General features: G+C 70.2%; 25 protein-coding genes and 1 pseudogene. 9 read left to right on the forward strand and 17 right to left on the reverse strand.

The features are described from left to right. The first annotated feature begins 294 nt into the window (after nt 1-294). A complete protein-coding gene (locus ACFHW0_RS29720; protein ID WP_416612946.1) occupies nt 295-696 on the forward strand; it encodes an STAS domain-containing protein in 402 nt (133 codons plus the stop codon). 13 nt (nt 697-709) lie between these two features. Here ACFHW0_RS29720 and ACFHW0_RS29725 read toward each other — a convergent pair whose 3' ends face one another. From ACFHW0_RS29725 to ACFHW0_RS29750, 6 genes are all read right to left on the reverse strand, one after another. Next, nucleotides 710-1420 carry a GAF and ANTAR domain-containing protein gene (locus tag ACFHW0_RS29725; RefSeq protein WP_416612947.1) on the reverse strand — a complete coding sequence of 237 codons (711 nt, stop codon included), beginning with the start codon at nt 1418-1420 and terminating at the stop codon, nt 710-712. A gap of 593 nt (nt 1421-2013) precedes the next feature. Further along, entirely contained in the window at nt 2014-2754 is a 741-nt protein-coding gene (locus ACFHW0_RS29730; protein ID WP_416612948.1) for an NPCBM/NEW2 domain-containing protein, read from the reverse strand. A 133-nt stretch (nt 2755-2887) separates the two neighbouring features. After that, a complete protein-coding gene (locus ACFHW0_RS29735) occupies nt 2888-3043 on the reverse strand; it encodes a hypothetical protein (RefSeq protein ID WP_416612949.1) in 156 nt (51 codons plus the stop codon). Nucleotides 3044-3147: 104 nt separating this feature from the next. Beyond that, on the reverse strand, nt 3148-3711 hold the full coding sequence (locus tag ACFHW0_RS29740; protein ID WP_416612950.1) for an RICIN domain-containing protein: 564 nt from the start codon (nt 3709-3711) through the stop codon (nt 3148-3150). Nucleotides 3712-3814: 103 nt separating this feature from the next. After that, a complete protein-coding gene (locus ACFHW0_RS29745) occupies nt 3815-4771 on the reverse strand; it encodes a hypothetical protein (RefSeq protein WP_416612951.1) in 957 nt (318 codons plus the stop codon). A gap of 1 nt (nt 4772) precedes the next feature. Next, nucleotides 4773-5117, reverse strand: coding sequence for a hypothetical protein (locus ACFHW0_RS29750; protein ID WP_416612952.1), 345 nt, complete (start codon nt 5115-5117; stop codon nt 4773-4775). A gap of 76 nt (nt 5118-5193) precedes the next feature. On the opposite strand from ACFHW0_RS29750, the gene ACFHW0_RS29755 reads away from it, so the two are divergent. Then, nucleotides 5194-8499 (forward strand): CHAT domain-containing protein, encoded by a 3306-nt coding sequence (locus tag ACFHW0_RS29755; protein ID WP_416612953.1) that lies wholly within the window; start codon nt 5194-5196, stop codon nt 8497-8499. Nucleotides 8500-8616: 117 nt separating this feature from the next. Here the strand turns inward: ACFHW0_RS29755 and ACFHW0_RS29760 are convergent, their stop codons facing one another. The 4 genes from ACFHW0_RS29760 to ACFHW0_RS29775 form a co-directional block, all read right to left on the reverse strand. Then, on the reverse strand, nt 8617-9279 hold the full coding sequence (locus tag ACFHW0_RS29760; protein WP_416612954.1) for a DUF6882 domain-containing protein: 663 nt from the start codon (nt 9277-9279) through the stop codon (nt 8617-8619). 133 nt (nt 9280-9412) lie between these two features. Next, on the reverse strand, nt 9413-10966 hold the full coding sequence (locus ACFHW0_RS29765; protein WP_416612955.1) for an aminotransferase class I/II-fold pyridoxal phosphate-dependent enzyme: 1554 nt from the start codon (nt 10964-10966) through the stop codon (nt 9413-9415). A 22-nt stretch (nt 10967-10988) separates the two neighbouring features. Next, nucleotides 10989-12317: an NAD(P)/FAD-dependent oxidoreductase gene (locus tag ACFHW0_RS29770; protein WP_416612968.1), complete on the reverse strand. Its 1329-nt coding sequence runs from the start codon at nt 12315-12317 to the stop codon at nt 10989-10991. 346 nt (nt 12318-12663) lie between these two features. Then, complete coding sequence (locus ACFHW0_RS29775) at nt 12664-13269, reverse strand: YdeI/OmpD-associated family protein (RefSeq protein ID WP_416612956.1); 606 nt, start codon at nt 13267-13269, stop codon at nt 12664-12666. A 135-nt stretch (nt 13270-13404) separates the two neighbouring features. On the opposite strand from ACFHW0_RS29775, the gene ACFHW0_RS29780 reads away from it, so the two are divergent. Together ACFHW0_RS29780 and ACFHW0_RS29785 are read left to right on the forward strand one after the other, a co-directional pair. Beyond that, complete coding sequence (locus tag ACFHW0_RS29780) at nt 13405-14445, forward strand: DUF4034 domain-containing protein (protein WP_416612957.1); 1041 nt, start codon at nt 13405-13407, stop codon at nt 14443-14445. Between the two features lie 440 nt (nt 14446-14885). After that, complete coding sequence (locus ACFHW0_RS29785; protein WP_416612958.1) at nt 14886-15173, forward strand: hypothetical protein; 288 nt, start codon at nt 14886-14888, stop codon at nt 15171-15173. Nucleotides 15174-15591: 418 nt separating this feature from the next. On the opposite strand, the gene ACFHW0_RS29790 is transcribed toward ACFHW0_RS29785, so the two are convergent. Further along, nucleotides 15592-16335 (reverse strand): SDR family NAD(P)-dependent oxidoreductase, encoded by a 744-nt coding sequence (locus ACFHW0_RS29790; RefSeq protein ID WP_416612969.1) that lies wholly within the window; start codon nt 16333-16335, stop codon nt 15592-15594. Nucleotides 16336-16826: 491 nt separating this feature from the next. Next, nucleotides 16827-18797, reverse strand: coding sequence for an AfsR/SARP family transcriptional regulator (locus ACFHW0_RS29795; protein ID WP_416612959.1), 1971 nt, complete (start codon nt 18795-18797; stop codon nt 16827-16829). Nucleotides 18798-18905: 108 nt separating this feature from the next. On the opposite strand from ACFHW0_RS29795, the gene ACFHW0_RS29800 reads away from it, so the two are divergent. Continuing rightward, nucleotides 18906-19784 (forward strand): alpha/beta fold hydrolase, encoded by an 879-nt coding sequence (locus ACFHW0_RS29800; protein WP_416612960.1) that lies wholly within the window; start codon nt 18906-18908, stop codon nt 19782-19784. 179 nt (nt 19785-19963) lie between these two features. Further along, nucleotides 19964-20314, forward strand: a complete 351-nt coding sequence (locus tag ACFHW0_RS29805; protein WP_416612961.1) for a hypothetical protein — start codon at nt 19964-19966, stop codon at nt 20312-20314. A 292-nt stretch (nt 20315-20606) separates the two neighbouring features. On the opposite strand, the gene ACFHW0_RS29810 is transcribed toward ACFHW0_RS29805, so the two are convergent. After that, nucleotides 20607-21518: a DUF817 domain-containing protein gene (locus ACFHW0_RS29810; protein ID WP_416612970.1), complete on the reverse strand. Its 912-nt coding sequence runs from the start codon at nt 21516-21518 to the stop codon at nt 20607-20609. Nucleotides 21519-21595: 77 nt separating this feature from the next. Here ACFHW0_RS29810 and ACFHW0_RS29815 point away from each other — a divergent pair. Then, nucleotides 21596-21835 (forward strand): annotated as a pseudogene (locus ACFHW0_RS29815) (tyrosine-type recombinase/integrase); the annotation flags it as partial. A gap of 211 nt (nt 21836-22046) precedes the next feature. Here ACFHW0_RS29815 and ACFHW0_RS29820 read toward each other — a convergent pair. Genes ACFHW0_RS29820 through ACFHW0_RS29830 form a run of 3 tightly spaced genes read right to left on the reverse strand, consistent with a single transcriptional unit; the run spans nt 22047 to nt 22815 of the window. Further along, a complete protein-coding gene (locus ACFHW0_RS29820) occupies nt 22047-22220 on the reverse strand; it encodes a hypothetical protein (protein ID WP_416612962.1) in 174 nt (57 codons plus the stop codon). After that, on the reverse strand, nt 22217-22612 hold the full coding sequence (locus ACFHW0_RS29825) for a hypothetical protein (RefSeq protein WP_416612963.1): 396 nt from the start codon (nt 22610-22612) through the stop codon (nt 22217-22219). Before ACFHW0_RS29825 ends, ACFHW0_RS29820 begins: the two co-directional genes overlap by 4 nt. Then, complete coding sequence (locus ACFHW0_RS29830; RefSeq protein ID WP_416612964.1) at nt 22609-22815, reverse strand: hypothetical protein; 207 nt, start codon at nt 22813-22815, stop codon at nt 22609-22611. Before ACFHW0_RS29830 ends, ACFHW0_RS29825 begins: the two co-directional genes overlap by 4 nt. A gap of 202 nt (nt 22816-23017) precedes the next feature. Between ACFHW0_RS29830 and ACFHW0_RS29835 the strand changes: the two genes are divergently transcribed. Both ACFHW0_RS29835 and ACFHW0_RS29840 read left to right on the forward strand, forming a co-directional pair. After that, nucleotides 23018-24145, forward strand: coding sequence for a helix-turn-helix domain-containing protein (locus tag ACFHW0_RS29835; protein ID WP_416612965.1), 1128 nt, complete (start codon nt 23018-23020; stop codon nt 24143-24145). Continuing rightward, nucleotides 24142-24720 (forward strand): HD domain-containing protein, encoded by a 579-nt coding sequence (locus ACFHW0_RS29840; RefSeq protein WP_416612966.1) that lies wholly within the window; start codon nt 24142-24144, stop codon nt 24718-24720. Before ACFHW0_RS29835 ends, ACFHW0_RS29840 begins: the two co-directional genes overlap by 4 nt. A 7-nt stretch (nt 24721-24727) precedes the next feature. Here the strand turns inward: ACFHW0_RS29840 and ACFHW0_RS29845 are convergent, their stop codons facing one another. Beyond that, complete coding sequence (locus ACFHW0_RS29845) at nt 24728-25051, reverse strand: hypothetical protein (RefSeq protein ID WP_416612967.1); 324 nt, start codon at nt 25049-25051, stop codon at nt 24728-24730. Between the last annotated feature and the right edge of the window lie 160 nt (nt 25052-25211).

Genomic DNA, 25211 nt, shown 5'->3' on the forward strand with positions numbered 1-25211 from the left:
CGTGGACTACAGGGCCGCCACTGTACCCGCCCACGAGGCCGGGCGCATCGCCCGTCGAGCCGCACGACCTGGAACCGGACATCAGCAGGTGTAGGACCGCACCGGCAGGGTAGGGACCACGCCGGGTCAAGACATGCGCCCTCCGACGCCCTCCCCTGCCGCGCCCCGCGCCGCAGCGGACGGGCCAGTCCGACGGAGAGCGGAGGCGCCATGTCGACGGACGGAATACCCCGCCCACGCGGAGGCTGGCGGGCCTGTCACGACGCGGACCGCGCCAGGCTCGGTGAGCCGATCATGTCGTTGGCCCTGACCTGCGAGGGCGCGACGAAGCTGATCACCGTCTCGGGTGAGATCGACATGAGCAACGCCCACCTGCTCGCGGAGCTGGTGGAGTTCGTCTGCCGCCCCCCGCTGCCGGTGATCGCGGTGGACCTCTCCGCGGTGCGGTTCTTCGGCGTGCACGGCGTGAGCGCGCTGCTCCAGTCCCAGCAGACCGCGGCCGACGCGGGAGCCGCGTTCCTCCTGCGCGACCCCGCGCCGTGTGTCACCTACATCCTCGCCACGACCGCCGTTCTTGCGAGTTTCGCGCTCACCGGCGGCCCGGCGTCCGGCGTCGGGCCCGCCACGGCGCCGGCGACGACCGGCGACGTGGCCGGGCGCGGCTTCCGCACCCACGAGCGCGCCCGCGACCGCTGACGGTCACGCTCCGTCAGCTCGCGAACTGGCGCAGGATGGCGGCGGCCGTGCCGGTCAGCGCGTGGCCCGGTCCGGTCGCCGCCACGAGCTGCCGGTAGGCCGACCCGGCCGGGATGCCGTCCCGGTCCATCAGCAACCCGAGTGCCCGTTGGATGAGGTCACGGCTCCGCAACGCACCGGCCAGACCGGCGAGCAGTTGCTCGCTGCCGGCGTCCATCCGGGGCAGCACCCCGCTCGGCTCGGCGTGGTAGCAGGACTCGACCCGCCGGCTCAACAGCCGCATGCCGGCCGCGTCGCGGGCGTAGAGGTTCAGAGCGGCGACCGGATCGCCGCCGCCGGCGAAGAGCGGCACGGACAGCGACGCCCGGACGCCGTAGCGCCAGGCCACGTTGCGGAAGCCGGGCCACACCACCGCGCCGGCGACATCCGGTACGCCGACCGTCTCGCCGGAGTGCAGGGCGGTGAGGCAGGGTCCGGCGCCGTCGGCGTACTGGGCCAGGTCGAGCGCCATAGCCGTTTCGTCGCTGGCGGCCGGGGTGCGGTACCCGTCCGGGGCGAGGACGGTGACGGAGGCGAAGTCCACCGGACCCACCACCTGCGCGCTCAGCCTGACGATCGTGCTCAGGTGCCCCGGCAGCACCGGAGCGTCGTCGGGCAGGCCGGCGAGGACGCGCAGCGCCTCCGCCAGGTCGTGCGGCGACTCGTCCGGCCGGGGCGAAGGCATGCTCATCTCCTGCCGTTCGGGCCGCTCCCACCCGCGCCCCGCCGACGGCGTCCGCCACGAGCGCCGCGGTCACGGATCTCGCCCAACTCGACGAAGGCGTCGGCGGGACTCACGGTTGCGCCATGGCGGAACAGTCCTTCTCGCCGGCGTACGGCGACAGGTAGGAGACGAAGGGGCGGTCGCCCGTCCGGTCCCCCTGGCGTCGCCGCCCGGGGCCGACGACGGTGACGCCTTCCCTACCCGCACGTCACCGCCCCGCAAACCCCCTGGGTGGGCGCCGCTCACACCAGCGCCGGGTCACCGCGACCGTCGAGCCCTCGGTACCGGTCGCGGCCCTCAGCGGGGACGACCGCGCGAACGCCGGTTCGACGAGGGGCCGGCACGGAGGCAGTCAGCGCTCCTCAGCCGGGCTGCGGGCGAGCGCGGCAGGTGGGCTCGTCCAGGCCCGGGCCGGCCGGGCCGGCGATCAACGCCCTCGACCGGCTCGGGCGCCGGCGGGGCGTGGCCGTCGAACAGGATCGACCACGCCCCACCGGTTCACATCGAGCGGTACGCCAGCCACCCGACCTCACCTCGGGCACGGCGCCGACCGACTATTTCGCCTTGCCGGGAGGCGCGGTGCAGTACACCCGAGGGCTGCCCCAGGCGTTGTAGGCGTCACGGCCCCCACGGGTATCGAACAGGGTCAACCGGACCGCTCCGGTGATGTCGAGTTCGATGTGCTGGGGGGCGTCGGTCATGGTGGCCTCGACCGCGCGCCGCTCGACATCCTCGATCTTGACGATGAAACGGCCGGTCCCGGCGTTCTCCGACGACGCCTGGTCCTTGCCCACCCAGACCGACAGCCTGGTGCATTTACCACCGACCAGCCAGGTCCGACGGTTGTTGGGGTCGCTGGCCGAGGACTGGTAGTAGCCGCGGATGCTGTTGGGGTAGTCCGCTTCTCCGATCTTGACGGAGTTCACCGATCTGTGGCCGTTGCCGAATGCCACGGAGTCGTAGGCGGTCAGGTCGAACCAGCCCTCGGTGATGCGGGGTGAGGGCTCGGTGATCGTCGAGTCGCGGTCAACGGCGGTGGGCGACGGTGTGGTGACAGCCGGAGCCGAGCTGGGTCCGCCGGCGCCGGTGGGCGTCGGCATGGTGGTGTTGGCGCCGGGTGCGGCGGCACCGCTGTCGGCCGTGCCGGTGACTGCCTTATCCTTGCCGAACAGGCGCTCGAAGAAGCTGATCGTCCCGTCCACGTTGGCGACGAACGCCAGCAGTGCCACGACGAGGGCTCCCACACCGATGTACCACTTCTTGGTCTTGGTCGTGCTGCCCGTGGGCTCTGTCATAGGCAACAGTGTCGACTCTCCGCGCGCCTGCGCAACACATGGACGTAACAGTGTCACTACGTCCTGCCACAGCGGCCCCGCCCTCGACGCCGGCTCTCCAGAGGCCGCCCTGGTAGACGTGCGGAAAATGCCGTCAGACGCGGTCGGGCAGGACCTCTCCCACCGCCAGCCGGGCGAGGGCGTACAGACCGCACAGCCGGCCGTCCTCGACAAGGACGTTGCCCGCCAGCAGGTCACTGTGGCTCCGAACGGGCAGGTCGTCCGAGGCCGGCGCGGGCCGGCGGGGCATCGACCCTGGCCACCTTCCGGCCGGTGTCGATGCCCCGCTGGTGTTCCTGCCATGGAGATGTCACTACCGGGACGCGTCCTCGTCTTCCCATCGGTTCGCCGCGGTCAGTACCACTTCTGGTAGTCGCCGGCGTTGTTCGGGCTCAGGTAGACCGAACCGGCCCAGTTGCTGTCGAGGCTGTGGTACTGCCAGCCCGAGGACAGCGCGTGCTCGATGCGACCGGTGGACGTCAGCCGCCACTTCTGGAAGGTGCCGTTGTTGCAGCTGAGCGTGTAGACGCTGCCGGTGGCCTCGGTGCCGTCCAGGCACTCCTGGCTCCACAGGTTGATGAGCATCTTCCACGTGGTGTCACAGCAGATGGGGTTGTCGACCCAGGACCAGGTCTGGGTGGACCCGTAGTGGCAGGGGGCTGTGAAGACGTGCCCCACGCTGCCGCCGACCCCGTTCTCCAGGCATCGGTTCGTGGCCCTGTTCCTGATGTAGCCAGCCTGGGGTCCGATGGTCGACGGCTCCATGGTGAAGCCGGAGTCAGCCAACGGTCCCGGGACGGTCGCGGTGATCGGCGCGGCGACCGCGGCACCTGCCGGCGTGGGCGCCAGCCCGACACCGACGGCTGCGGTGGCCAGGAAAGCCATGCTCATCAGCGCGGTGCGGATTCGATTTCGCATGCTCACGTGAGCCCTTCTTAGCTAGGCCGGTTGGGGTCGAGGCCTAGCTGACCGGACCGCGCTGTCATTCCGCTGTCACCGCCCTGACGCGGGCGAGCAGCGATCACGTGGGGGTCGTCGTTGACCGCACGCCCTCGGGAGACTGGCCTGACCCGCCCGCGCGCAGAAACCGCATGGTCTGGTCCGCGACCTCGGCGGTGACGGGGCCGGCGGGGTCGAGGCCCAAGCTCCGGGCGAGGTCACCCAGGTGCAGGCGGGTGGCGGCCTCCAGGAGAAGCGCGTACGTGTCGGTGGCGGCGCGCAGGCGCACGCCGGCGACGACCGCCAGCACGACGGCCGCGAGTGCGGCCGGCCACCACCACACCGTCAGAGACAGGTAGAGCACGGACCAGGCGCCGAGCACCGTGGCCCGGGTGAGGGTCTGCCGCGCAGTCGTGATTTCCGTGCGGGTCGTTTCCGGCAGGGTCAGCCAGAGGTACGGCCACACCAGCGCCAGGTCGACGCTCAGATCGCGGCCGAGTCGTGTGGCGACGGCGTGGATGCGGTCACCCGGAGCCGTGGGACGGCCCGGTCGTTCCGCCGAGATGCGCGTCATCCGGCGCCATGCGTCGGTTCGCGGTGCCGGATCCGGGCGCTCCCCCTGGCCACGCTGGCGGGCGGCCTCGTCCCGCCGTTCCAGGTAGACGCGGGCTGCCGCGTCCCACCGCTGTTGCCGCCGCCGCACTGCCCCCTGCGCCAGGCGCCGAACAGGAGTCGGCCAGTCGTGCCAGTCGGCCGCGAGCACGACCCGCTCGATGCCGGAACCCAAGGCCTGCGCGATGGCGCCCACGACGGCCGCACCGGCCAGAGTCGCCAGCAGCAGCGCGATCTGGGCACCCGCGCCGTCCACGGAGGCCACGGCCGTGATGTGGTCGAGGAGCCGGCCCAGGGCGAACGGGTGCGCGTGCCCCAGCGTGTGCGCCGCCCCCGCCACCGCCAGGTAGAGGGCACCGGGCAGCACCAGCAGTGACAGCCACCGCTCCGCCAACTGCTTGGCCAGCTCGCTGAAGAGGCCACCCACGTCAGAGACGGTCCCTGCGGAGGGCGCTGCCGTGCAGCCCGCAGCGGGGCGGGCCGGAGTCGCCCTGCGGAAGCCAGTAGCGGGAGCAGACGTCGGCCGGGCACAGGTAGACGACCTCGTCCGCGGCGGGGATCGAGCGGCGTGGCACGCCGGCCGGGTGCAGACCGCGTTCGGTCGCGCCGTGGACGCCGAGTGCGTCACCGGCGCGCTGTAGCGCGGTGTGCAGGCGGTCCAGCTTGTGCGCCACGTCGGCGCCCGTCCGGACCTCGTCGAGCAGGGCGGCCGCACCCGGCACCGTGCGGATCTCGTCCGCGTGGGCGCAGACGTACGCGAGTGTGTCCCGCATCGATGGCATCTTTTTGTCACGCTGACTCATGATGTCCACGTTCATCAGTATCGTGGGGGGTGTCCACCGTGGGGAGATGGTCATGTTCGGTTGGCGCCGGCAGGGCCGAAAACAGCAGAAGCGCAAAGAGCAGGAACGCAAGCAGCAGACATCGGACCCGGTGCTGGACCTGATCCGGAACGAGTTGGTGCCGCTGCTTCCGCCGCCGGGTGACCCGGGCCGCGCGAACGCGCTGATGAACCTCGGCGCCAACCTGCTGATGGCGGGATACGAGCAGACCCGCAGTCCGGCGGTCCTGGACGAGGCGATCGGGTACTGCCGGCAGGGCGTCGCCGCCATCCCGGCCGGCGACCGGCGCCGCGCCTCGCACCTCGAACACCTGGCGAGCCTGCTGGGCCGGCGACACGAGGCGACCGGTAGCCCTGCCGACCTGGACGAGGCGATCGAGACCTGCCGGGCGGCGCTGGAGGCCGCACGAACGTCTCCCGGCTTCAATGCGGCCAACTGCCAGGCAGCCCTCGGCGACCTGCTGGGATGGCGCTACGCCGCCAGCGCAGATCCCGCCGACCTCGAGCGCGTCATCGCCGCCTACCGGCGCGCCGTGCAGCTCACGGACGCCAGGCATCCCTCCCGTCCGGCGATGGTGCGCCGCCTCGACGCGGCCCTGGCCGTTCAGCGCGAGAGGCCGGTGGACCCCGCGGCGAGGGCCGGGGACGCGGCCGGAGCACGGTTCACCGAGACCGGCAGCATCGCCGACCTCGACCGGGCCGTCGCCGCCTACCGTCGAGCCCTCGATGCCACCTCGCCGGGCGATCCGCAGCGGGCCGCCCGCCTCCAGACGCTGGCCCGGACGCTCGCCATCCGGGCCAGCGTCAACGGCAGCACCCAGGATCTCGATGAGGCGATCAAGCACTTCCGTAAGGCCGTCGGCCTCGCGTCCGCCCGCCGCAAGGCCGAGCTTGAGGGCGACCTCGGACGCGTCCTCACCGACCGGTACGTTCGCAGCGACCACCGCGCCGACCTGGACGAGGCCGTCACGTTGCTGACCGGCGCGGCCGACGCCAGGACGCCGGAGCGCACGACCCACCTGATCGACCTGGCCCGTACGTTGAGAATGCGGTTCCTCGCCGGCGGTGACCGCGCCGACCTCAACCGCAGTGTCGCCACCGGCCGTGCGGCCGTGGCCCTGGACCGGAACGACCCGATGGCGCAGGCCGCCCTCGGCAACGCCCTGATGCTCCGCTTCGGCTATGTCGGCGCGATCGCCGACCTAGACGCCGCGATCGACGCACTCCGCGTCGCAGTCGACACCGGGCCGCCCGACCATCCGAGCCGGGGCAGCTTCTTCAGCGACCTGGGCACGGCGCTTCAGCTTCGATATCAACGCACGAGTGACCCGGCCGACCTCGACGCGTCGATTGCGGCCTTCCGCAAAGGGATCGACGTGTGGCACCCCGGCCAGCCCGCCCGCAACGAGGCGCTGGTCTTCTACGGCAACAGCCTCCGCCTCCGATTCGAGTTGACCGGAAACCTCGCTGACGTCGATCAGGGCATCGACGCCTGCCGGACGGCCCTGGCGATCCCGAACGACGACCCCGACCGGCACGTCATCGGCATGCTGCTGGGGTTGCTGCTGAAGGCGCGCTACGCCAGTACCGGGAGGATGTCCGATCTGGACGAGGCGGTCGCGGTCTCCCGCGTCGATCTCGGCGGCGGCCCCGACCTGGGGCCGCGCCTCACCGTGCTCGGCAACCTCCTGGGCACCCGGTACGTGCGCACCCAGGACGACGCCGACCTCACCGAAGCGATGGTCTACTTCCTCAGGGCGACGACGCTGGCGACCGCCGCACCCACCTGGCGCATCCAAGCCGCCCGCACCGCCGCCACGATCATTGCTCCCCGCGCCCCGGGCCAGGCCGCCCGGCTGCTCGAGATCGCGGTGCACCTGCTGCCCGAACTCGCCGCGGCGCGGTTCACCCGCGACGACCACTACCACGCGCTGGGTGCCTTCAACGGCCTCGCCTCGGACGCGGCGGCCCTCACGCTGAACGATCCCGAGCGCGACCCGGCCACCAGGGCACGGGACGCGCTGCGGCTGCTGGAGGAAGGTCGGGCCGTGCTGCTCAGCCAGGCGCTGAACACCCGGGACGACCTCACCGACCTGCGCGTGGCCCAGCCCGCCCTCGCCGAGCGCTTCGAGAAACTGCGCGACCGGCTGGACGAGCCGGCCGTGTCGCCGGAACTGCTGACCCTGCTCGGCGGCACGCGGCAGGCCGACGACCGGCACGACCTGGCCGACGAATTCGCCGCTGTCCTCACCCAGATCCGCGCCAAGGACGGATTCGCCCGCTTCGGCCTGCCGCCCGCGATCGACGATCTGTTCGACCGGGGGCCGGTCGCCGTCTGCAACGTCACCTCCTACCGCAGTGACGCCCTACTGGTCGGTGCCGCAGGCGTCACCTGTGTGCCACTGACCCGGCTGACCCGTGAGGACCTGATCGATCGCGTCGCCGTCTTCCACTCCTCGCTCGCCGAGGCACGGGCGGGCCGCACCATCGCCGATCGCCAGCAGGCGCAGCGCCGGCTGACCTCGACCCTGGAATGGCTGTGGGACAGCGTCGCCGAGCCGATCCTCCTGGCGCTCGGACATCACCGCAGCCGGGACGACGAATGGCCGCGCCTGTGGTGGGCGCCGGGCGGCCTGCTCGGTCTACTCCCGCTGCACGCGGCCGGCTACCACCACGACGGTTCGGGGCGGACCGTGTTGGATCGCGTGGTCTCCTCGTACACGCCGACCCTGCGCGCGCTGCGCCGCCCGCTACGGGCCGGTCCACAACGCGGACTGGTCGTCGCGGACCCGGACCTGCCGCACGCGGAGGCCGAGGCGTCCACGCTGCGCGAGTACCTGCCCGACGTGGTGACCGTTCCCGCTGTCAGGAAGGACGTCCTCGCGAAGCTCGCGGCGTACCGGATCGCCCACTTCGCCTGCCACGGCCACAGCGACCCCGTCGACCCGTCCCGCAGCCACCTGCGGCTCGACGTTCCGCTCAGCGTGGCCGATCTCCATGCCGTCCGGCTGGACGACGCCGACCTGGCCTACCTGTCGGCCTGCCGTACCGCTGCCGTCGACGTCGCCGACCTCGCCGACGAGGCGATCCACCTGACCTCGGCCTTCCAACTGGCCGGCTTCACCCAGGTCGTCGGCACGCTGTGGGAGATCCAGGACGAGATCGCGGCGAAGGTCTCCGCCGACTTCTACCGGGCCCTCGGCCAGGTGGGCGCGGCCCGTGCCTTGCACCTGACCGTACGCGGACTCCGCGACCAGTTCCCGCACACACCTTCGCTGTGGGCGGCTCATCTCCACACCGGGGCCGGGCGTTGACACCCTGAGCGCTGGTGCCGGCGTCCGGCCGGGATCGGTCGCCACCTGACCATCAGCAGTTGGTGCGGCTCGCTCTGGCCGGCGCCCGTCGGTCACCGCGGCGGGCGCCGCACCGGGCTACGGGTTGACCGTGGTGGACATGTTGCTCACGCGGCCCAGAGAGTCGAAGTCGACGCGCAGGGTGGAACCGTCGGAACGGTGCGCGGTCAACGACGTGGGCGCCGGGGACAGGTGCCAGGACTGCTGACGCAGGAACGACTCCACGGCAATACGGTGGTCCACCGGGAAGCCCTGAATGACCTGGCCCAGGACGGTCACCGTGCGCTCCGGCCGGATCGGCGCGGTGATCTGCGGCGGGGCGTCGTCGAGGTGGAGGAACGCCGCACCACCGGGGTACGGGCCGCGGTAGTAGCACCGCCCGGTCAGGCCGGAGGCCAGCAGGGCGAGCCGGTGACCGTCGGCGCGCTGAAGCGGGAACGTGGGCTCGGTGAACTCCGCGATCCCGTGGTGGTGACCGTACTCGCGCAGCCAGCCGCACAGTTGTAGCAGCGCTGGCGGAAGGCCGCTCGCCTCGTTGGCCCATGCCCACAGCCAACTGCCGTCGCGGTGGCTCTCAGTGCCGAGAAGCTGGATCTGGTACCGCAGGTCGTCGCCGAAGGTCACGGTGCCGCTGCCCAGGTCGAGCTGCCAATCCCGCTCGCCGATCAGGTCGGCGAGCGCCATCTGGCGGGCGAGCCCGGTAGCGACGTGCTCGGCAAAGAGTCGATCGAAGGTGAGCATCGCCGCAGTGTGCCAGACCGCGCACGGCGTGCCCGAATACGCGGTGCCGCAGGTAGCAGGGTCGCCCCGGTGGGTCGGCCACGGTGCAGTCGGGTGCCGGGCACGTCGCCGCTGTCGGATCACGAGGCGTCCCTCAGCGGGGAGCGCTGCCGAAGGCGCTGGAGAGGTACGCCCGGGAGTCGGCGATGGCACCCTCGATGATCCGGGCCGCCTCGCGGGCCTCCTCGGGCCGGTGCCCGGCCTGCACCTGAAGCCGGAACCGGGACGAGCCGGTCGGGGTCACCGGGAACTCGACCATGAATGCCAGCACCCCCCGGTCGAAGAGCAGGCGGTTCGCCGTCCGCGCCAGCTTCTCGTTGCCGATCAGGAGCGGCACGATCGGTGACGGCTCACCCATGCAGGTCAGGCCCCGGCCGGTCAGCTCGTCACGCAGGGCGTGGATCGCGGTGAAGAGCCGGGCCCGCAGCGCGTCCCCCTCGGCCGAGCGGATGATCCTGGCGGCCTCCCGCACCACCGCGGTCTGCACCGGCGACAACGCGTTGGAGAAGAAGTGCGAGCCGCCGAACATCTTGACGTACTGCTTCAACGCGGGCGAGTGGGAGGCCACGAAGCCACCGTTGGAGCAGAACGTCTTGGAGAAGGCGCCCATCACGATGTCGACGCTGCCGAGCAGGCCCTGCATCCCCAGCACGCCCGTGCCGCCGGGCCCCATCGAGCCCAGGTCGTGCGCCACGTCGACCAGCAGCGTGGCGTCGTGTTCGCGGCAGACGCGTTGCAGGGTGACGAGGTCCGGCCAGTCCGCGTCCACCGAGAAGAGCCCGTCGGTGACGACCAGGATGCCGTTGCGGGTGTCGGTGGCCCGGATCTCGGTCAGGTGCCGGCGTACCGCCTCGACGTTGAGGTGCTCGTAGCGGACCACGTTCCGGGTGGCCGCCCGTGCCCCCTGCTGGAGGCAGGAGTGGGCCAGCCGGTCGATCAGGACGTGGTCGGACTGCCGGACCAGACCGACGACCGCGCCGAAGCCGGCCGCCCAGCCGGTCGGAAAGAGCGTCACGTGGTCGAGTCCGACCAGGTCGCCGAGGGCCGCCTCCAGATCGTCGGAGATGCGGGTGTTGCCGAGCACCATCGGCGAGCCGGCGCTGTGCGGCCCGTAGTCGTGCATCGCCCTGGTCGCCGCCTCCCGGATCGCCGGGTGCGTGTTGAACGACAGGTAGTCCTGCGAGTTGAAGTTGATGCCGCGGGCCCGGCGGCCCAGGTCGTTGGTGATCTGGGCGACGCTGTCCGGTGCCGCCTCCAGCACCCGGGAGTACTGCCACGTCTCCGTGCGGCGACGGGCCTGCACCCAGCCGTAGAAGTCCTCGGTGCGGGTCAGCAGGTTGCGGCCGGCGGGCCGGTAGAAGTCGTACGCGTTCTTGTCCAGGGCGTACTCCTCGTCGGGGTCGACGGGGTTGCGCAGGTGGGCCGGCTCCCACATCTCGGTGAGGTCGGCGACCACCTGGGCCAGCTCGTCGTCGGCGCCTTCGAGCGACGCGAGGTCGTCCCACGGGATGTGGGTGGCCCAGTTGCGGGTCATCTCGGAGACCTCGGTCGCGGTACGCGCCATGGTCTCGAAGTCCCGGCAGTGTGCCGCCTTGAGGATGATCCCGATCAGTTCGCCGTCTTCACGCTGGTCCGGCTCGGTGTTCACGGTGTCGTCTCCCTGGTGGTCATCAGGCGAAGAGGTTCTGCTGGTAGCTGCGGGAGGTCTCCGCGAAGTCCTCGAAGACCGCGTGGTCGGCGGAGGACTCCTTCGCGGCGTCGTTGAGCAGGAAGAGGTTGGAGGCCTGGAAGAACTCCGACACCGGCGCGACGTCGGCGTGGGTGGCGATGAACCGGTCGGTCTCCTGCTGGTTGCCCCGCAACGCGACGAACAGTTGCAACTCGTCGTGCCGGTACGGACGCATCTCGGCGAGGGTGCAGACGTAGTCGTGGTAGGCGGCGGCGTTCTGGCTCCGGCGGCGGTCCCCGTAGGCGGTCATCGCGTCGTCGATCGACGCGTCACCGCGCAGCCACCGGTCGAGTGCGGCGCTGACCAGTTCGGCGTCACGGAAGGCGTGGGTGATGCCGATCGCGGTGCACTGGTCCTTGGCCGACTCGGCGTCGCCGACGAGCACCCACCCGGGCCCGTGCAGTGGCCGCAGGAAGGCCGACTGGTCCAGGGTGCCGTAGATGCGTTCCTCCCTGGTCCCCTTGGTGCGCACCACGTCGCCCAGCTCCGGACTGACGAAGTCCAGCGCCTTCTGGTAGTTGCCCGGCACGTCACCGCGAAACTCCCGCGACCACTCACTCGGCCCCCAGACCAGGACCATGTTCTGGTTGAAGTTGGTCGGCGCCACCGCGCAGGCGAGCCGGCCGCGCCGGTGCAGTTGTGCCGGGCCGAGGTCGAAGCCGGACCAGTAGCTCCAGTAGGCGAACGTGCAGCGGGGCCGCTCGTCGTACTTGGGCAGCGCGAGGGCGCGGGCGACGAACGAGTTCCGGCCGTCGGCACCGACCACGATCCGCGCCCGCTCTTCGACCAACTCGCCGTCGACCGCACGCCCCCGGATACCGACGACCTGCCCGTTCTCGACGATCAGCTCACGTACGGTGAAGCTGGTCCGCACCTCGGCACCGGCCCTGGCGGCCGCGCCGACCAGAATCTCGTCGAGCACCCGGCGCCGCACCGACGCATAGCTCTGCACCACGCCCGAGTCGTCGCCGTGCAGGTCCCGGAAGTACTCGCGCAGCAGTTCGGTCGGCACCGAGCCGGTCAGCGAGATGCCGTCGTTGACCACCTCGACCGTGGTGTGCGCCGGGGTGACCGCCAGCACCTCGTCCAGCAGTCCCCACCGGTTCAGGTAGGACATCCCGTGCGGCCAGAGGAAGTGCGTCGAGATGACGTCGCTGGGAAACGAGGAGCGGTCCACCACCAGCACCCGGTGTCCACGCCGAGCGAGCAACAGGGCGGTGGACGCACCCGAACAGCGGGCGCCGATGACGATCGCGTCGTACAAGTGAATCGGTCCTTCGGTGTGTGGCGGTGTGGTGGCGGCGGGGAACCCAGCCGCGAGCGGCCCCGGGGTCCGCGGATCGCCGCAGGTCAGCCGGGTCGCGTTCGGCGCCGGCCACCGTTGCCGATGGCCGCCTCCGCCGCACGTACCGGTCGAAGTCGGCGGGCCCGGCGGAGAGCGTAGCTTAAGTCCACAGTGGACTGAAATCCCTCGGCGGCACCCGAGGTGCGGGTAGTCCGACTGCTGCTCGTAGGCGTGGTGCGATGCTGTTCGGTGCGTCCGACGTGACCGGTGCGCTGAGACAGCGCGCGCACGGCCGGCGGCAGACGGGCGCGCGTGATCATGAAGACGCCGATCACGGCGAGTGCGGAGGCCTGGCCTTCTGCGGGTAGATCGTCTCGTGACGGGCCAGCATGGCGACGGACTCGCCGATCTTCCGCTCGCGGGTCTGCGCCCGTTTGACGGCGTTGACACGGTGGATGAGGGCGAACCGGTTGGTCTTGGTGAGTACGTCGAACATGGCCTGGGCGGCAGGGTCGGCAGCGATGGCGGCGAGGAGGTCGGCCGGCACCTCGGCCTCCGACGGCGGGGCGTAGGCGGCCGCCCACCGCCCGTCCGCCTTCGCGGCTTCCACCGCGGCGCGGCCCGAGGGCCGCATCCGCCCCTGCGCCTCCAGCCGGGCCACGTGGGAGACGTTGCGTTGCGACCAGGAACTGCGCGGCCGGCGAGGGGTGAACCGGATCCAGGAGGTTTCCTGATCCCGCTTACGGGCCTGCCCGTCGATCCAGCCGAAACACAGGGCCTCGTCGACCGCCTGCTGCCAGGTCAGCGTCGTGACCGTGCCGCCCTTCCTGGTCAGGGCGAGCCAGACGCCGGGCGACGTGGCGTGGTTGGCCGACAACCACGCGCGCAGGGCGTCGGCGTCCGCGACGATCAACTCTTCCAGTTCAGCGCTCGCCATGACGGCAGGCTATCGCTGCGCCGTGGCCGCAGCCTCCGCCCGTGGGACGCTCCGGCTCGTCGGACTGCCGGCGCGCATGTCGTACGCCGGTCCGGGCCTGAGGCGGACGCCAGCCGACGCCTACCATCGCTGACTATGATCTCGACCGTGTGGCGGCTGCTCACCCGCCAGATCGACACCAACCTGGCGCAGGACGACGCCGTGCTGCGCGAGGCGTGCACGCAGGCGCGGTACGGCTCCGACATCGAACCGGCCCGGAAGGCTCTGGCCGCCACCCGAGGTGACTACGACCGTCGGGCACGCTACGTCCGTGTGCTGGCCGAATCGACCGCTGGCGGGCTGGGATCCCGGGTCGACCGTACGACCGGTCGGGTCGACACCGCAGCCGCCTGGACCGACCGCTGGGCAGCGCGCACGCCCACCAATCCGGATGCCCAGCTCGTACGTGCCCACTCCCTGGTGGCGCGAGCCTGGGAGGTGCGCGGCGGGGACTGGGCCGCCAACGTCCGCCCAGAACAGTGGACCGAGTTCAACCGCCTGCTTCAGCTGGCCCGGCAGGTGAACGACCTGGCGATGCGGCTCGCGCCCGAGGACCCCACGCCGTGGGTGAGCCGGCTGGACCTCATGATCGACCAGAGTGCGCCACCGGAGGACGTCGAGGAGACGTGGCGTGAGCTGACCCGGCGTGATCCCCGGCACCACCAGGGGCACATCCTCAAGCTGACCTACCACTGCAGGAAGTGGAGCGGCTCGCACGAGGCGATGTTCGGCTTCGCCCGGTCGGTCGCCGAAGCGGCGCCCACGGGCTCGCCGCTGCACGTGCTGCCGGTGCGCGCCGCCGCCGAGTGGGCACTGTGGGAGCAGGAGCGCGCATCCCAGGGCAGCGCTGCCGACGAGATTGACCAGCGGTGGCGGCAGGATCCGGTCATGCAGTCCGACCTCGACAACGCGCTGTCCCGCTGGTTCCACCAGCCGGCCACCCGGCACGCCGACTGGCTCAACGACGCGAACTTCCTGGCGTACGGGCTGGCGCGCACCGGCCGCGACGCCGACGCCGCGCCGGTCTTCGCGTCGATCGGCCGGTACGTGACCAGCGTTCCGTGGTCCTGGTGGGACCGCGTACGCGGCGACGCCGCCTTCCTCCGAGCCCGCCGCCGCGCCCGCCGCGCTGCCTGACCGCCGGCGGCACCGTCCCCGCTCAGACCAGGCCCAGACTGGTGGCGAAATCAGTGATCGCCGTAGGCGCGGTCGGATGTTGGGCAACCTCGACGACGACGTTCCGCGCCGCCGGTCGGTGCCGTATCTCCGATGGCGCGATGTTGTCCGCCTGCATCCGAGTCCGAGCCGCCTCGGTTATGACAGCAACCACGCCGGACGGCAGCACCGTGACGAGCGCTGAGGTATACGAAGCTCCGAGCGTGCAGCCGCGCCTCGGCTGCTGGCCCGCCGCCCGTAGTCGTTGGCGCGGCGCCCCGGTGACGTCCCGGTTCGGTGCCGACCAACGTGCGAGCGGCCCCCCTCTCCCTCGCCAGGGCGGGGGCCGTTTCGCGCTGTAGTTGATGTACATCGATTGTTCTGGCAGGCTCGGCATTCGGATCGAACAGAGTGGAGCCTGCATGCCCGCACTTCGTCGGATCGTCGCAGCCACAGCGTTGGTCGGGGCGGTGTCCGCGTCCGTCCTGCTCTCCGGGCCTGCGGTCGCCGCCGAAACCAAGACCTTTTACGGCAACGGAATGAGTAACAACTACTTCACAGCGCTGTACAACGCCAACAACGCTGCGCGCTCCCTTGCCAGCGCCGACGGCTTCGACCCGGACACGCAATGCAGCCACGGTGGAAGCTTCACGACGCAGCCGTGGCCGGGCCTCTACTCGGTGCTGGCGCAGATCAACTGCACCCGCTGAGTATCATGCGGACGGTTGGGTGGCTCTCATCCTGCGAGCCCACTAACCCAGCGGCCCCGCTCACCTTCGGGTGGGGGGCCGCTTCGTCGCGTCCGGGTCAGCCGAGGGTCAGCGCGAGCGCCCCGAACAGCTGGGCCTCCGGGTATCGCACCTTGCCGCGCTCGGAGATGCTGACGCTGTAGAAACCCTTCCCGGTCGGCACGTCCACAACGTGAAGACGAACTTGCAGCCGTCGGGGACGGTCGCGCCCGGGGCGGTTCCCAGGATCCCGCCCCAGCTTCCCGAGTCCCACGGTCGCGCCGGTCGAGTCGGTATGGACCAGAGTCGGACCGCAGCTGGCAATGCTACGGCCCGTCCCCGACGAAGGAACGGGCCGTAGCTGTGTGCGGGGGTGGCCAGAGCGGCGGTGAGCTGGTGATCAGATGGTGAAGCCGCCGTCCACGTTGATCGTCGCCCCGGTGATGTAGCGCCCGTCGGCGCCGGCGAGGAACGCCACCGCAGCGGCCACGTCGGCCGGGTCCGCGTAGTGACCGAGGGCGGTGAACCCGTTGATCGTGTCCGCGTTGGGCCCGTCGGCCGGATTCAGCTCCGTGTCCGTGGCCCCTGGATTCACCAGATTCACGGTGATCGCCCTGCCGCCGAGTTCGCGTCCGAGTGCCTTGGTCAGGCCGATCAGGGCGGTCTTGCTCATCGCGTACAGCGCGAAGCCCGGGAAGACCGCCCGCTCTGCCATGTTGCTGCCGATGTTGATGATCCGTCCACCGGCCGACATGTGTCGCACCGCAGCCTGGGAGGCGACGAAGGGTGCCCGGACGTTGACCGCGACAGTCAGTTCGAACTCCTCCAGCTTCAGTTGCTCCAACGGTCCGAGCAGGAACGCACCGGCGTTGTTCACCAGGATGTCCAACCGACCCAGCTCGCCGGCGACCCGGTCGACCGCGCCGGCCACGGCCGCCGGGTCTGCGCTGTCCGCCTGCACGGCGAGGGCCCGCCGTCCCGCGGCCTTGATCTGGTCCACCACGTCGTCGGCACGTTGCTGGTTCCGCTGGAACGTCAACGCCACATCGGCGCCCTCCTTCGCCAGGCGCAACGCCACCGCAGCGCCGATGCCACGACCACCACCAGTAACCAGAGCTACCTTGCCCTCAAGTGCGTTGTTCATGACAGAAGCCTGGCCGACCGGAGACCAGCCGTCTGGCGGCGATCGGACGGCGCGTTCTCCTGCCTCGCCTGCCGCGCAAGACACGCTGCTGCCTTCCGGTGCCGCCGCGCCCGGCGCGAGCTTCACTCCTGACGTGACGCTCCGCGTCGTCGGTCCACCTGGGCCCGGTCCGGATTCCGTCTATGCGGCCCGCATCACCTGGGCACACCGACCACGACGGCACGAACCTGGACCAGCCGGATGCGATCGGCGTCGTTGCGATCCGCCCTCCGCAGGACACAACCCGCACGACGCGCCGACCGGTCCCGTACGGCCGGCATCCTGTCTCCGTACACCGTCGTCGGGTGTGCGCGCGACCTGCGGCAGAACCGGACATGTGGTCAAGGCATGCTGTCGGTCGTCGGCGGCAGGCAGAACGCACCGCTGAAGGGCGGTGCTCGCAGTGGCCTGGCGATCCACGAGGCCTAAATCTCCTGGCCCAGCTCTCCGGCTCATCGGCTGCGGCTGAGGGCCGCGTCGAGGTCGTCGAGATGGCGTGAGACGGGGCCGACGGTGAGCATGCCGCTGCCGGCTCCGGCCAGCTCGTCGGCGGCCGGCGTGAGTTCGATCCGGGCGCGTTCCATCGCCGTCCGGTCGTCCAGGGCGATCGCAGCCTGGGCGGTGAGGCACCACAGGGCCTCGAACAGCAGGTCGCGCGGCGGATCCGGGGCCTGACGCAGCGCCGCATGGGCGTCGGCCGGGCGGTCCCGTCCCAGTAGGACGAGTGGACGCGCCCAGGGCATGTGGGGGCCCCAGTCGGTCTCATCGTCGAAGCGGACCGGTTCGCCGTGCGACACGCGCAGGCACAGCAGGGCCAGTGGTAGGAGGCCCCGCTCGACGCCGGGCATGCCGGCGCTGGCGAGCTGTGCCGCCCCGTTGCGGTAGGCCGCTTCCGCGGCCTGTGGCGATGGCTCGGTCGCGGCCAGTCGCAGTGCGCGGTACCACTGGGTGAACACGCCGACCAGCGGGCGGTCGTGCCGTTCGGCGAGCCGGTCCGCTGCGGCGGCGTGCTGGTCGGCGGTGGCGAAGTCCGCGAGCGCGCCACGGGCCTGCAATCGGACGAGATGACCGAGGATCTCGAACGTCCCCAGGCCGTGCTGGGCGGAGAGCGCGACGAGCTCGGCACCGATCTGGTCCCGCTGCGGAGCCAGGCCCGCGCGGTGGAAGGTCTGCATGAACACGCCGTTCAGGGCGAAGGCCAGCAGGGCCGGGTCGCCCAGGCGGCGCGCGATCCGCTCCGCTTCCTGGGCCGCCTCGGGTCCGCGCGCCGCGCGGGTACCGCGTGACTCCACCGCGATCGTGGCCAGCAGTCGGGCCCGGGTGGCCTCGGACGAGCCAGGGCGAAGGGCGGTCAGGGCCCGCTCGGCCGCCGCTACGATCTGCGTCGCCTGCGCCGGGTCATCCGAGCGCGTCCAGATCGCGGGTACGTCGTAGCCGCCGATCACCCGGGCGGTGAGATCGGGATCGCCCAGTTGCTCGGCGGCGGCGATGGCCGCGATCCGCTGTTCCCGCGCCGCCTCGAGTCCGCTCGCCCCTGTCACGGCGAGACTTCGCAGCAGGCCGACCGTCGACTCCAGTCGGGACCCGGAGCCGGACGCCACCGTACGGTCGAATGCCGCTGCGGTCTCCGCCCAGACCCGCTGCGGTCCCGGTGAACCCAGCCCGTCGCTGACCCGATCGGCTTGACGGAGGATGTCGGTCTCCAGGCGACGCAGTCGCGGGCTCGGATCGACGCCGAGCTGTTCCAGGAGCAGGCTGCGGGCTCGGCGCAGTACCGCAAGCGCATCACCCTGGCGTCCCGCGCGGTACAGGGCAAGCGCCAGCAGCCGCCACGCCTCCTCCCGCCACGGATGCTCGGCTACGTGGGCGTCGAGATCGGGTACGACGTCCGAGGCGCGCCCGACAGCCAGTCGCGCCTCGGCCCGCTGCTCGATCGCGTTCAGTCGTAGCTGTTCGAGGCGGGAACGCTCGACGCGCGCCCACGGCTCGTCGTCGATGCCGGCGAACGCAGGCCCCCGCCACCAGCGCAGGGCGCGATCGAGCCGCTCGAGTGCCTCTTGCGGCGGCGCGGCGGACGCGGCGGCGACCTCGTCCTCGAACCGCCAGGCGTCGACCGCGTCCGGCGCCACCCTGAGCGCATAGCCCGGGCCCTCGGTGACCAGCAACCGAGCCGGCTCGCGCGGTGGACGCTGCGGCTCCAGCGCGCGCCGCAACGCCGCCACGAACGTGCGGACGCTGCCCACCGCACCTGGTGAAGGCTCCTCCCACAGGTCATCAACGAGGCGGTCGACCGGTACGACCCGACCGCGCCCGACGAGGAGTCGCGCCAGCACCGCGCGGTGTTTCGGCCCTTTCAGGTCTATCGGCGCGCCGACGCCGTCCCAGGCGACAACCGGCCCCAGGACACCGAACCTGACCTGCACTGATCGAACCGCCCTTCCGCGCCTCCGATCAACGTATCGCGCTCATCGTTTACTCATCCGCGACCGGCACGCTGGGATCGTCCACCCGACGACGAGAAAAGGACGACCATGACTATTACTATTCCCGATTTCGACTACCAGCGCGTCGCGGTCGACGGGGACGTGACGATGAACGTGGCGGTGGGGGGTACGGGCAGCCCGATCGTGTTGCTGCACGGCTTTCCGCAGACCCACGTCATGTGGCGGCACGTCGCCGTCGACCTGGCCACCGACCACACCGTGATCTGTCCCGACCTGCGCGGCTACGGCGCAAGCGACAAGCCCGACGCGCGCGACGTCGACACGTACTCGAAGCGGACCATGGCCGCCGACATCGTCACCCTCGCCAGCAGGCTCGGCCACGAGCGCTTCGCCCTGGCCGGACACGACCGTGGTGCCCTCGTCGCCATCCGCGCCGGCCTCGACCATCCCGCCACGATCACCCACCTCGCCATCCTCGACGTCCTGCCAACACTGGACATGTGGGACATCCTGCACGGGTCCTCCGCCGCTGTCGCCTTCCACCTGTACCTGATGGCCCAGCCACCCGGCCTGCCCGAGCAGATGATCAGCGCCAGCGCGGACGCCTTCTTCGGCTACTTCCTCGACGTATGGACCAAGAATCCCCAGGCAATTCCCGCAGACCTGCGGGCGGAGTACCTGAATGCCTCCCGCGAGGCGGTCCCCTCCATCGTCGCCGACTACCGCGCTTCGGCCGGCATCGACATCGAACACGACCAGGCCGACCGAGCCGCCGGGAATCGGCTGCCCATGCCGGCCACCGTCGTCCAGCAGGACTGGGGAGCCGCACTTGGCTACGACGCCGCCGCGCTGTGGCACACCTGGGCTGCTGATCTGGACCACCGCACCACGTCGGCCGGCCACTTCATGGCCGAGGAAGCGCCTGACGAGATCATCAAGGTCCTGCGCTCCCTGCTTGCGCGGTAGCGAATCCGCTGCCCGCCGAGGGCGCGATAACGCCCCTGAATTCGGCAGTTCCGGATTTTGGCCGGCTCAGGATGCTGCCCGCCACGGAGTGTGGCGGCTCCCGGCTGGCTGGCGCGCACGGACGGCGGCAGATGAGAATGTCAGCGGCGGCCAAGGCCCGGCGTGCGATAGTTGCGCGCGTGGCGTTTCCGCTCGAAGCGCTGTCAGTTGCGGTTACGGCCCGTGCCGAGACTTGGGCACGACTTGAGATGCGCTGGCACGCTCGCCCGATCCAACCGAACTACGGCAAGCCGGTCGTGAGCGCCGACTTCGAGTCTTCGGCGTGGCTCGCCCAGGTCACGATCTGGCTCAGCGGCGAGGCGGACTTGGACACGGTCCGCCTGGCTGACGACAGGATCGTCAACAAGCACTACGAACTTACCGGCAACGGCGATCTCAAAGTAATGCTCGACGAGTTCGTCGGTCTGCTCATCGACGACAGGATTCCCGGCGCAGCATTCGTCGCCCAGTGGCCGGGAACGACCGCCTGACCGTGCGCGCCGACGCACGCTCATCGGCAGATCCGTGCATATCAACTGGCGGTGGGCGAGCTCTCCGCGCCTCTGACCGAGCCGACACTCGGCGTCGTTGAGGTCTGGCCTCCGCATGACACAACCCCGCAGAGCGCACGTCGGATGCGGCCGGGTGTGATGGGTGATTGGGGACGGCACAGCTGCCCGGCGTCGTCGATGACGTGCAGGAGGACCCCGTCAAGGCGAAACCGGACCCGTTGGCTGGAGAGTGGCATGTCGCCAGGTTTGGGACATCAATCAGGCCGCAGTGTCAAATATCAACCGGTGCAGGACGTTCCGCCGGTCTTGCCGGCGCCGGTGTCGGGTCGGACGCCTTTCCCTCGGTCGGTTGGGGTGGCTGCTTGTCGTCGGGCGGTTGCGGCGGTGAGATCCAGGTGACCAGCACGACAGAGATGATCATCAAGAGGAACCAGGAGGCCAGCTTTGTCAGCGAGACCGGATGCCAGCCGTCCGTCTGGCTCGGGTAGAGCCAGGCGTTGGACCAGGTGGCGATGTTCTCCGCGAGCCAGATGAAGAAGGCGACGAGGACGAAGGCCAGCAGCAGAGGCATGCGCCACCGTGCCCGGAAGATGCGAAAGTGCATGACACAGCGTCCGAACACGAGTGCGACGGCCGCGATGAGCAGCCACCGCAGGTCGTGTACGTAGTGGTTGGCGAAGAAGTTGAGATAGATCGCGGCAGCCACCGCGGCCGTCCACCAGCGTTTCGGGTAGCGCGTGAAGCGCAGGTTGAAAAGCCGATTCACTCGCACCATGTAGGAGCCGACCGCAGCGTACATGAAGCCGCTGAACAGGGGCACTCCTCCGAGCCGTAGCACGCCGTCGGGCTCGTAGGCCCATGAGCCGATGTGGGTCTTGAACAGTTCCATGAGGGTGCCGACGAGGTGGAACAGGACGATCACTCGTAGCTCGCGCAGGGTCTCCAAGCGTCCGGCGAGCATCGCGACCTGGATGACGATGGCGGCGGCGGTGAGGGCATCGTTGCGGGCAAGCACGGCGTCGTCCGGATACCACAGGTGCGCCGCGCAGATGACCGCGAGCATGGCGGCACCGAACACGCATGCCCATGCCTGTTTGAGTCCGAAGGCCACGAACTCGGTCAGCCACCCGGCCGGCCCGTGACGTGGCAGCCGGGCCAGCGCGGCACGGAGGTGGACATCGATCGCGCGTTCGGCCGTGGTGAGCGTGGCCGTTGCGGCGGTGTCGCCGTGTCATCGGTTCATGCCAGTGCCGCGGGATTCCACGCAACTTCCAGCGCTCCTGGCAGGCGAGGTGCGAGAAGGCGAAGGTCACGCCGATCACCGTCCACGACGCAAGAAGAACCTGTGCCACGGTCGTGGCCGACCTCGACGTCCACCCGAGAGGCGCCATGCAGGTGCTCCAGCACGCCCGCTTCTCCGTGACGATGGAGATCTACACCCAGGTATCGACGAAGGCGACCAGAGACGCACTCAACCGCCTCGGTGATTCACTCAGCCGCTACGGAACTGCTGTACGACAGCAGAAAGGCCACCTCCCGAAGCCGGGAATGGCCGTTGACCTGCGTGTTGGGCGATACTGGGATCGAACCAGTGACCTCTTCGGTGTGAACTCTCGGCGAGCGGGTCGGATCGGGCTTGACGCAAGGTCAGACGGCCTACTGACGGGCCTCTCGGTTCGGTTCGGCCGGCACGGTTGCTGTACTGCTGGCATCACACGAGGCGCTGGATACGCACCTTTGGCTGCTCGTTCCTCAGATGGCCCAGCTTGTGCTGGCGGACCTGCTCGTCCCAGACCTCCTGGTCGTAGTCCGGGTCGGGCGGGATCCACTTGTGGGAGCCGTCGCTGTAGTGGAACTTCTCGTCGCCGGGCCGCAGGATGCTCACCGCAGCCAGCCGAGGAAGCGTTGGTGCAGCGCCCCCACCGGCACCCAGGTCAGGTCTTCGGAGGCGCGCACCAGTTGGGCACCCAGGTAGAGGGCCAGGGAAATCGAAGCGCCGTCGAACTCCGCGCGTAGCTCTCGCTGCCGCGTGCGGCAGGGCCAGGGCGCGTCACAGCCGGCGCAGCTCCAGATCGGCAGCACCGGGCCGTGCGTGGTCTTGAGCGGCCTCCGAGCAGCGCCGCCGTCAGGGACCGCGCCTGCCGGTTGGTCGCCCCGTGCACCTGCCAGCACGGGTACGGCGTGAGCCGCGACCACCACGCCCGGCAGCCGTTGTACAGGCCGTCCTTGCCCCGGCAGATGCACGACCAGGATCCGCTGCTCCGCCTCGTTGCTCATGGCTCCTCCTTGGCGGGCCAGTGGCCCCGGTTGATCGGGATGCGGTGCCGGCTACGACAGGGCAGCTCGACCCCACAGCGGCAGACCCAGCTCCACTTCCGCCACGACCATGCCGGGCGGTGTCGCCGTGCCATGGTCATCGCGACGGCGATCAGGTACTGGTCGTAGGACACTCGTCGCCACGGTGGCGGCCTGTCCCGCATCACTCGCTCCCTCCGCCGGGCAGCACTCCCTGGCCGACCCCGAACCACGGGACCGGATCTGGAACGTTCGGTAACTGCGACGCTACGATCACGACGACGGCGGTTGGACTCACCCGTGGTACGAGTGAGCAGGTCAGATGCGCTGCCGCAGCATTGGTTTCATGGCGGGAACATCGACCACCGGTCAACGTAGGGATGACGGATGACAGGTCGCGGACGATCAGCACCACATCGCGGCGAGGTGATCGGCTACCTGTTCAAGCTGATCCGGGAGTCCATCCCGCTCACGCAGGAGCAACTCGCCGCCGACCTGGATGTTGACCGCGTGACCGTGCAGAGCTGGGAATCCGGGCGCCGCCCATTCACCGCGATGCCGCTCGGACACGCGATCGCCGTCCGGCACAGGCTCGGACGGCTCGGCGCGAACACAGTCCTGCTCGCCGCACTCGACGACGCCGCCGAGGCGGATCTCATCCTCGCCACGGTCCTCGACGGACAGGTCGACCGCTGTGACATCGCCGAGCAGCCGCTGGCCTGGTCCGTACTCACCCACCGGCTGACCGACTTGATCCTCTGGGCCGTCCTCGGTCAGACACCGACCTTCGCCAGAGGGCTACCCATCATCCGTCCCCGGCGAGGTCCGGTTGCCTCCGGGCCGACCCTGCCCGTCGACGAGCAACGCGCGTTCTTCGCTCACCTTCATGTGCTCGCCGATCGCGCCGCAGCCGGACGGCATCGGAACGTGCTGCTGCACCGGCAAGCCTGCTTCCTCGCCGGCATGGATCCCACCAAGGCAGCGGCCGGATGGCTCACCCAGACCACCGCCCGAGCCCGCCGAGCGACTGCCTTCCGCACCTGGTCACCGCTGTGGCCCGACGCACGCTCCGTTGTCACGTCCCTGGCTAACCAGGGCGACCCGGAACCGTTGCGGGACTTCATCGCTCGCGCACACCCGGACGACGCCTGCGAGCGAGCAGCCCTCAACTACTCGGCCTACTGGGTGGGCGAGATCCCGTACCGCCACCGCGACGACTCCTTCATGCCCGGGACGCTCGCTGACTGGCACGGCTCGATCCTTCTTCGGCACCTGGTTCAGCGCCTGGACCCAGGACATCCCTTCGTCGACCTCAACATCCACAACGTCTGGGCTCTGCTGGCCGCACGACGCGGTCTCGCTCTCGACAACCCCGCCGCGACTCGGGCACTCCTCGACCGCAGTGTCCCACTCCTGGACAGTGACCAGATCTCCGCGCAGTCCCGGCAGGAACTAGCCTCTATCGTCTACAGCCTGCGGGCTGACGGAATCACCGGCACAGGGACGGGCAGATGACCGACGACCACGACGCCGCCGGAGCGATGAGCTTCATCTTCGAAGCCGGCGTCCTCAAACGTGCCGCCCGCACCGGCTGGTGGTTCGCCGGCGTCAAGCACCCCGAGTCCGTCGCCGAACACTCCTTCCGGACCGCGCTCCTCGGAATGGTGCTCGCCGCCATGGAAGGTGCCGACCCGGCCAGGGTGTCGATGCTGTGCGTGCTGCACGACACCCAGGAAACCCGGATCACCGACATCCCGCACATCGCCAAGCGTTACCTCACCGCCGTACCCAACACCGCCGTCACCGCCGACCAGGTCGCCGACTGCCCGCCAGCCGTCGCCGACGTCATCACCGCCGCCGTCGCCGAATACGAAGCGGGTGAGACACCAGAAGCCGTCGTCGCCCGCGACGCCGACAAGCTGGAATGCCTCGTCCAGGCCGTCGAGTACCGCCACCAGGGCATCGACAACGTCGAGCGCTGGATCGACAGCTCACGAGCGGCGCTCAAGACCGCGAGCGCCCACCGCCTGGCCGACGCCGCTCTCAGCGGGCAGCCCCTCGCCTGGCTCGCTCCCCCGCCGCCGGAGTGAGCCCGCGCTATCGCTCGGCGGTCGACGCTTGCCCCAGGAACATCCGGAAGAGCCGGCAGAGACTGGAGACAGCCCGCTTGTGGTCGTGATCGTTGACAAGGCAGTCCCCTGTGGCACCTTCACCGAAGGTCTCTACCAGCACTAAGGACCAGAAGGCAAGGTTGCTGCCATCGTGGCGGGCGGACATCCACTTCTGGAAGGCCGCCAACTCGCCCCGGCCGCGCGCGAGGTCAAATCCCGTGAGCGCCGAGAAAGCTCGCTCGTACGTTGGCCGACCGACGTACATGCCTAGCCGATGATCCATATGCCACAGGAACTCTTCCCAGCTCACTGGGGCATTGTTTCTGACCGGACCACTTCGGTGCGGGTGTCGATCTCGCCTGTCGTCCCGCCTTGACCGGTGCCGCTAGTTGTTGTCCTCTGTCAATCCCCTGGAATCGTGGAGGACTCGGTTATGCGGCCTGGTTCTCCAGGACGTGTGTAGTTGATCG

This window comes from Micromonospora sp. LOL_025 (assembly GCF_048060285.1).
Taxonomy (GTDB): domain Bacteria; phylum Actinomycetota; class Actinomycetes; order Mycobacteriales; family Micromonosporaceae; genus Micromonospora.

Excerpts from the sequence above, each read along its gene's own strand:
- ACFHW0_RS29720 (WP_416612946.1), top strand. The coding sequence starts at position 295 with ATGTCGTTGGCCCTGACCTGCGAGGGCGCGACGAAGCTGATCACCGTC.
- ACFHW0_RS29725 (WP_416612947.1), bottom strand. The coding sequence starts at position 1,420 with ATGCCTTCGCCCCGGCCGGACGAGTCGCCGCACGACCTGGCGGAGGCG.
- ACFHW0_RS29730 (WP_416612948.1), bottom strand. The coding sequence starts at position 2,754 with ATGACAGAGCCCACGGGCAGCACGACCAAGACCAAGAAGTGGTACATC.
- ACFHW0_RS29735 (WP_416612949.1), bottom strand. The coding sequence starts at position 3,043 with ATGCCCCGCCGGCCCGCGCCGGCCTCGGACGACCTGCCCGTTCGGAGC.
- ACFHW0_RS29740 (WP_416612950.1), bottom strand. The coding sequence starts at position 3,711 with ATGCGAAATCGAATCCGCACCGCGCTGATGAGCATGGCTTTCCTGGCC.
- ACFHW0_RS29750 (WP_416612952.1), bottom strand. The coding sequence starts at position 5,117 with ATGCGGGACACACTCGCGTACGTCTGCGCCCACGCGGACGAGATCCGC.
- ACFHW0_RS29755 (WP_416612953.1), top strand. The coding sequence starts at position 5,194 with ATGGTCATGTTCGGTTGGCGCCGGCAGGGCCGAAAACAGCAGAAGCGC.
- ACFHW0_RS29760 (WP_416612954.1), bottom strand. The coding sequence starts at position 9,279 with ATGCTCACCTTCGATCGACTCTTTGCCGAGCACGTCGCTACCGGGCTC.
- ACFHW0_RS29775 (WP_416612956.1), bottom strand. The coding sequence starts at position 13,269 with ATGGCGAGCGCTGAACTGGAAGAGTTGATCGTCGCGGACGCCGACGCC.
- ACFHW0_RS29780 (WP_416612957.1), top strand. The coding sequence starts at position 13,405 with ATGATCTCGACCGTGTGGCGGCTGCTCACCCGCCAGATCGACACCAAC.
- ACFHW0_RS29785 (WP_416612958.1), top strand. The coding sequence starts at position 14,886 with ATGCCCGCACTTCGTCGGATCGTCGCAGCCACAGCGTTGGTCGGGGCG.
- ACFHW0_RS29790 (WP_416612969.1), bottom strand. The coding sequence starts at position 16,335 with ATGAACAACGCACTTGAGGGCAAGGTAGCTCTGGTTACTGGTGGTGGT.
- ACFHW0_RS29800 (WP_416612960.1), top strand. The coding sequence starts at position 18,906 with ATGACTATTACTATTCCCGATTTCGACTACCAGCGCGTCGCGGTCGAC.
- ACFHW0_RS29825 (WP_416612963.1), bottom strand. The coding sequence starts at position 22,612 with ATGAGCAACGAGGCGGAGCAGCGGATCCTGGTCGTGCATCTGCCGGGG.
- ACFHW0_RS29830 (WP_416612964.1), bottom strand. The coding sequence starts at position 22,815 with ATGCGGGACAGGCCGCCACCGTGGCGACGAGTGTCCTACGACCAGTAC.
- ACFHW0_RS29835 (WP_416612965.1), top strand. The coding sequence starts at position 23,018 with ATGACAGGTCGCGGACGATCAGCACCACATCGCGGCGAGGTGATCGGC.
- ACFHW0_RS29840 (WP_416612966.1), top strand. The coding sequence starts at position 24,142 with ATGACCGACGACCACGACGCCGCCGGAGCGATGAGCTTCATCTTCGAA.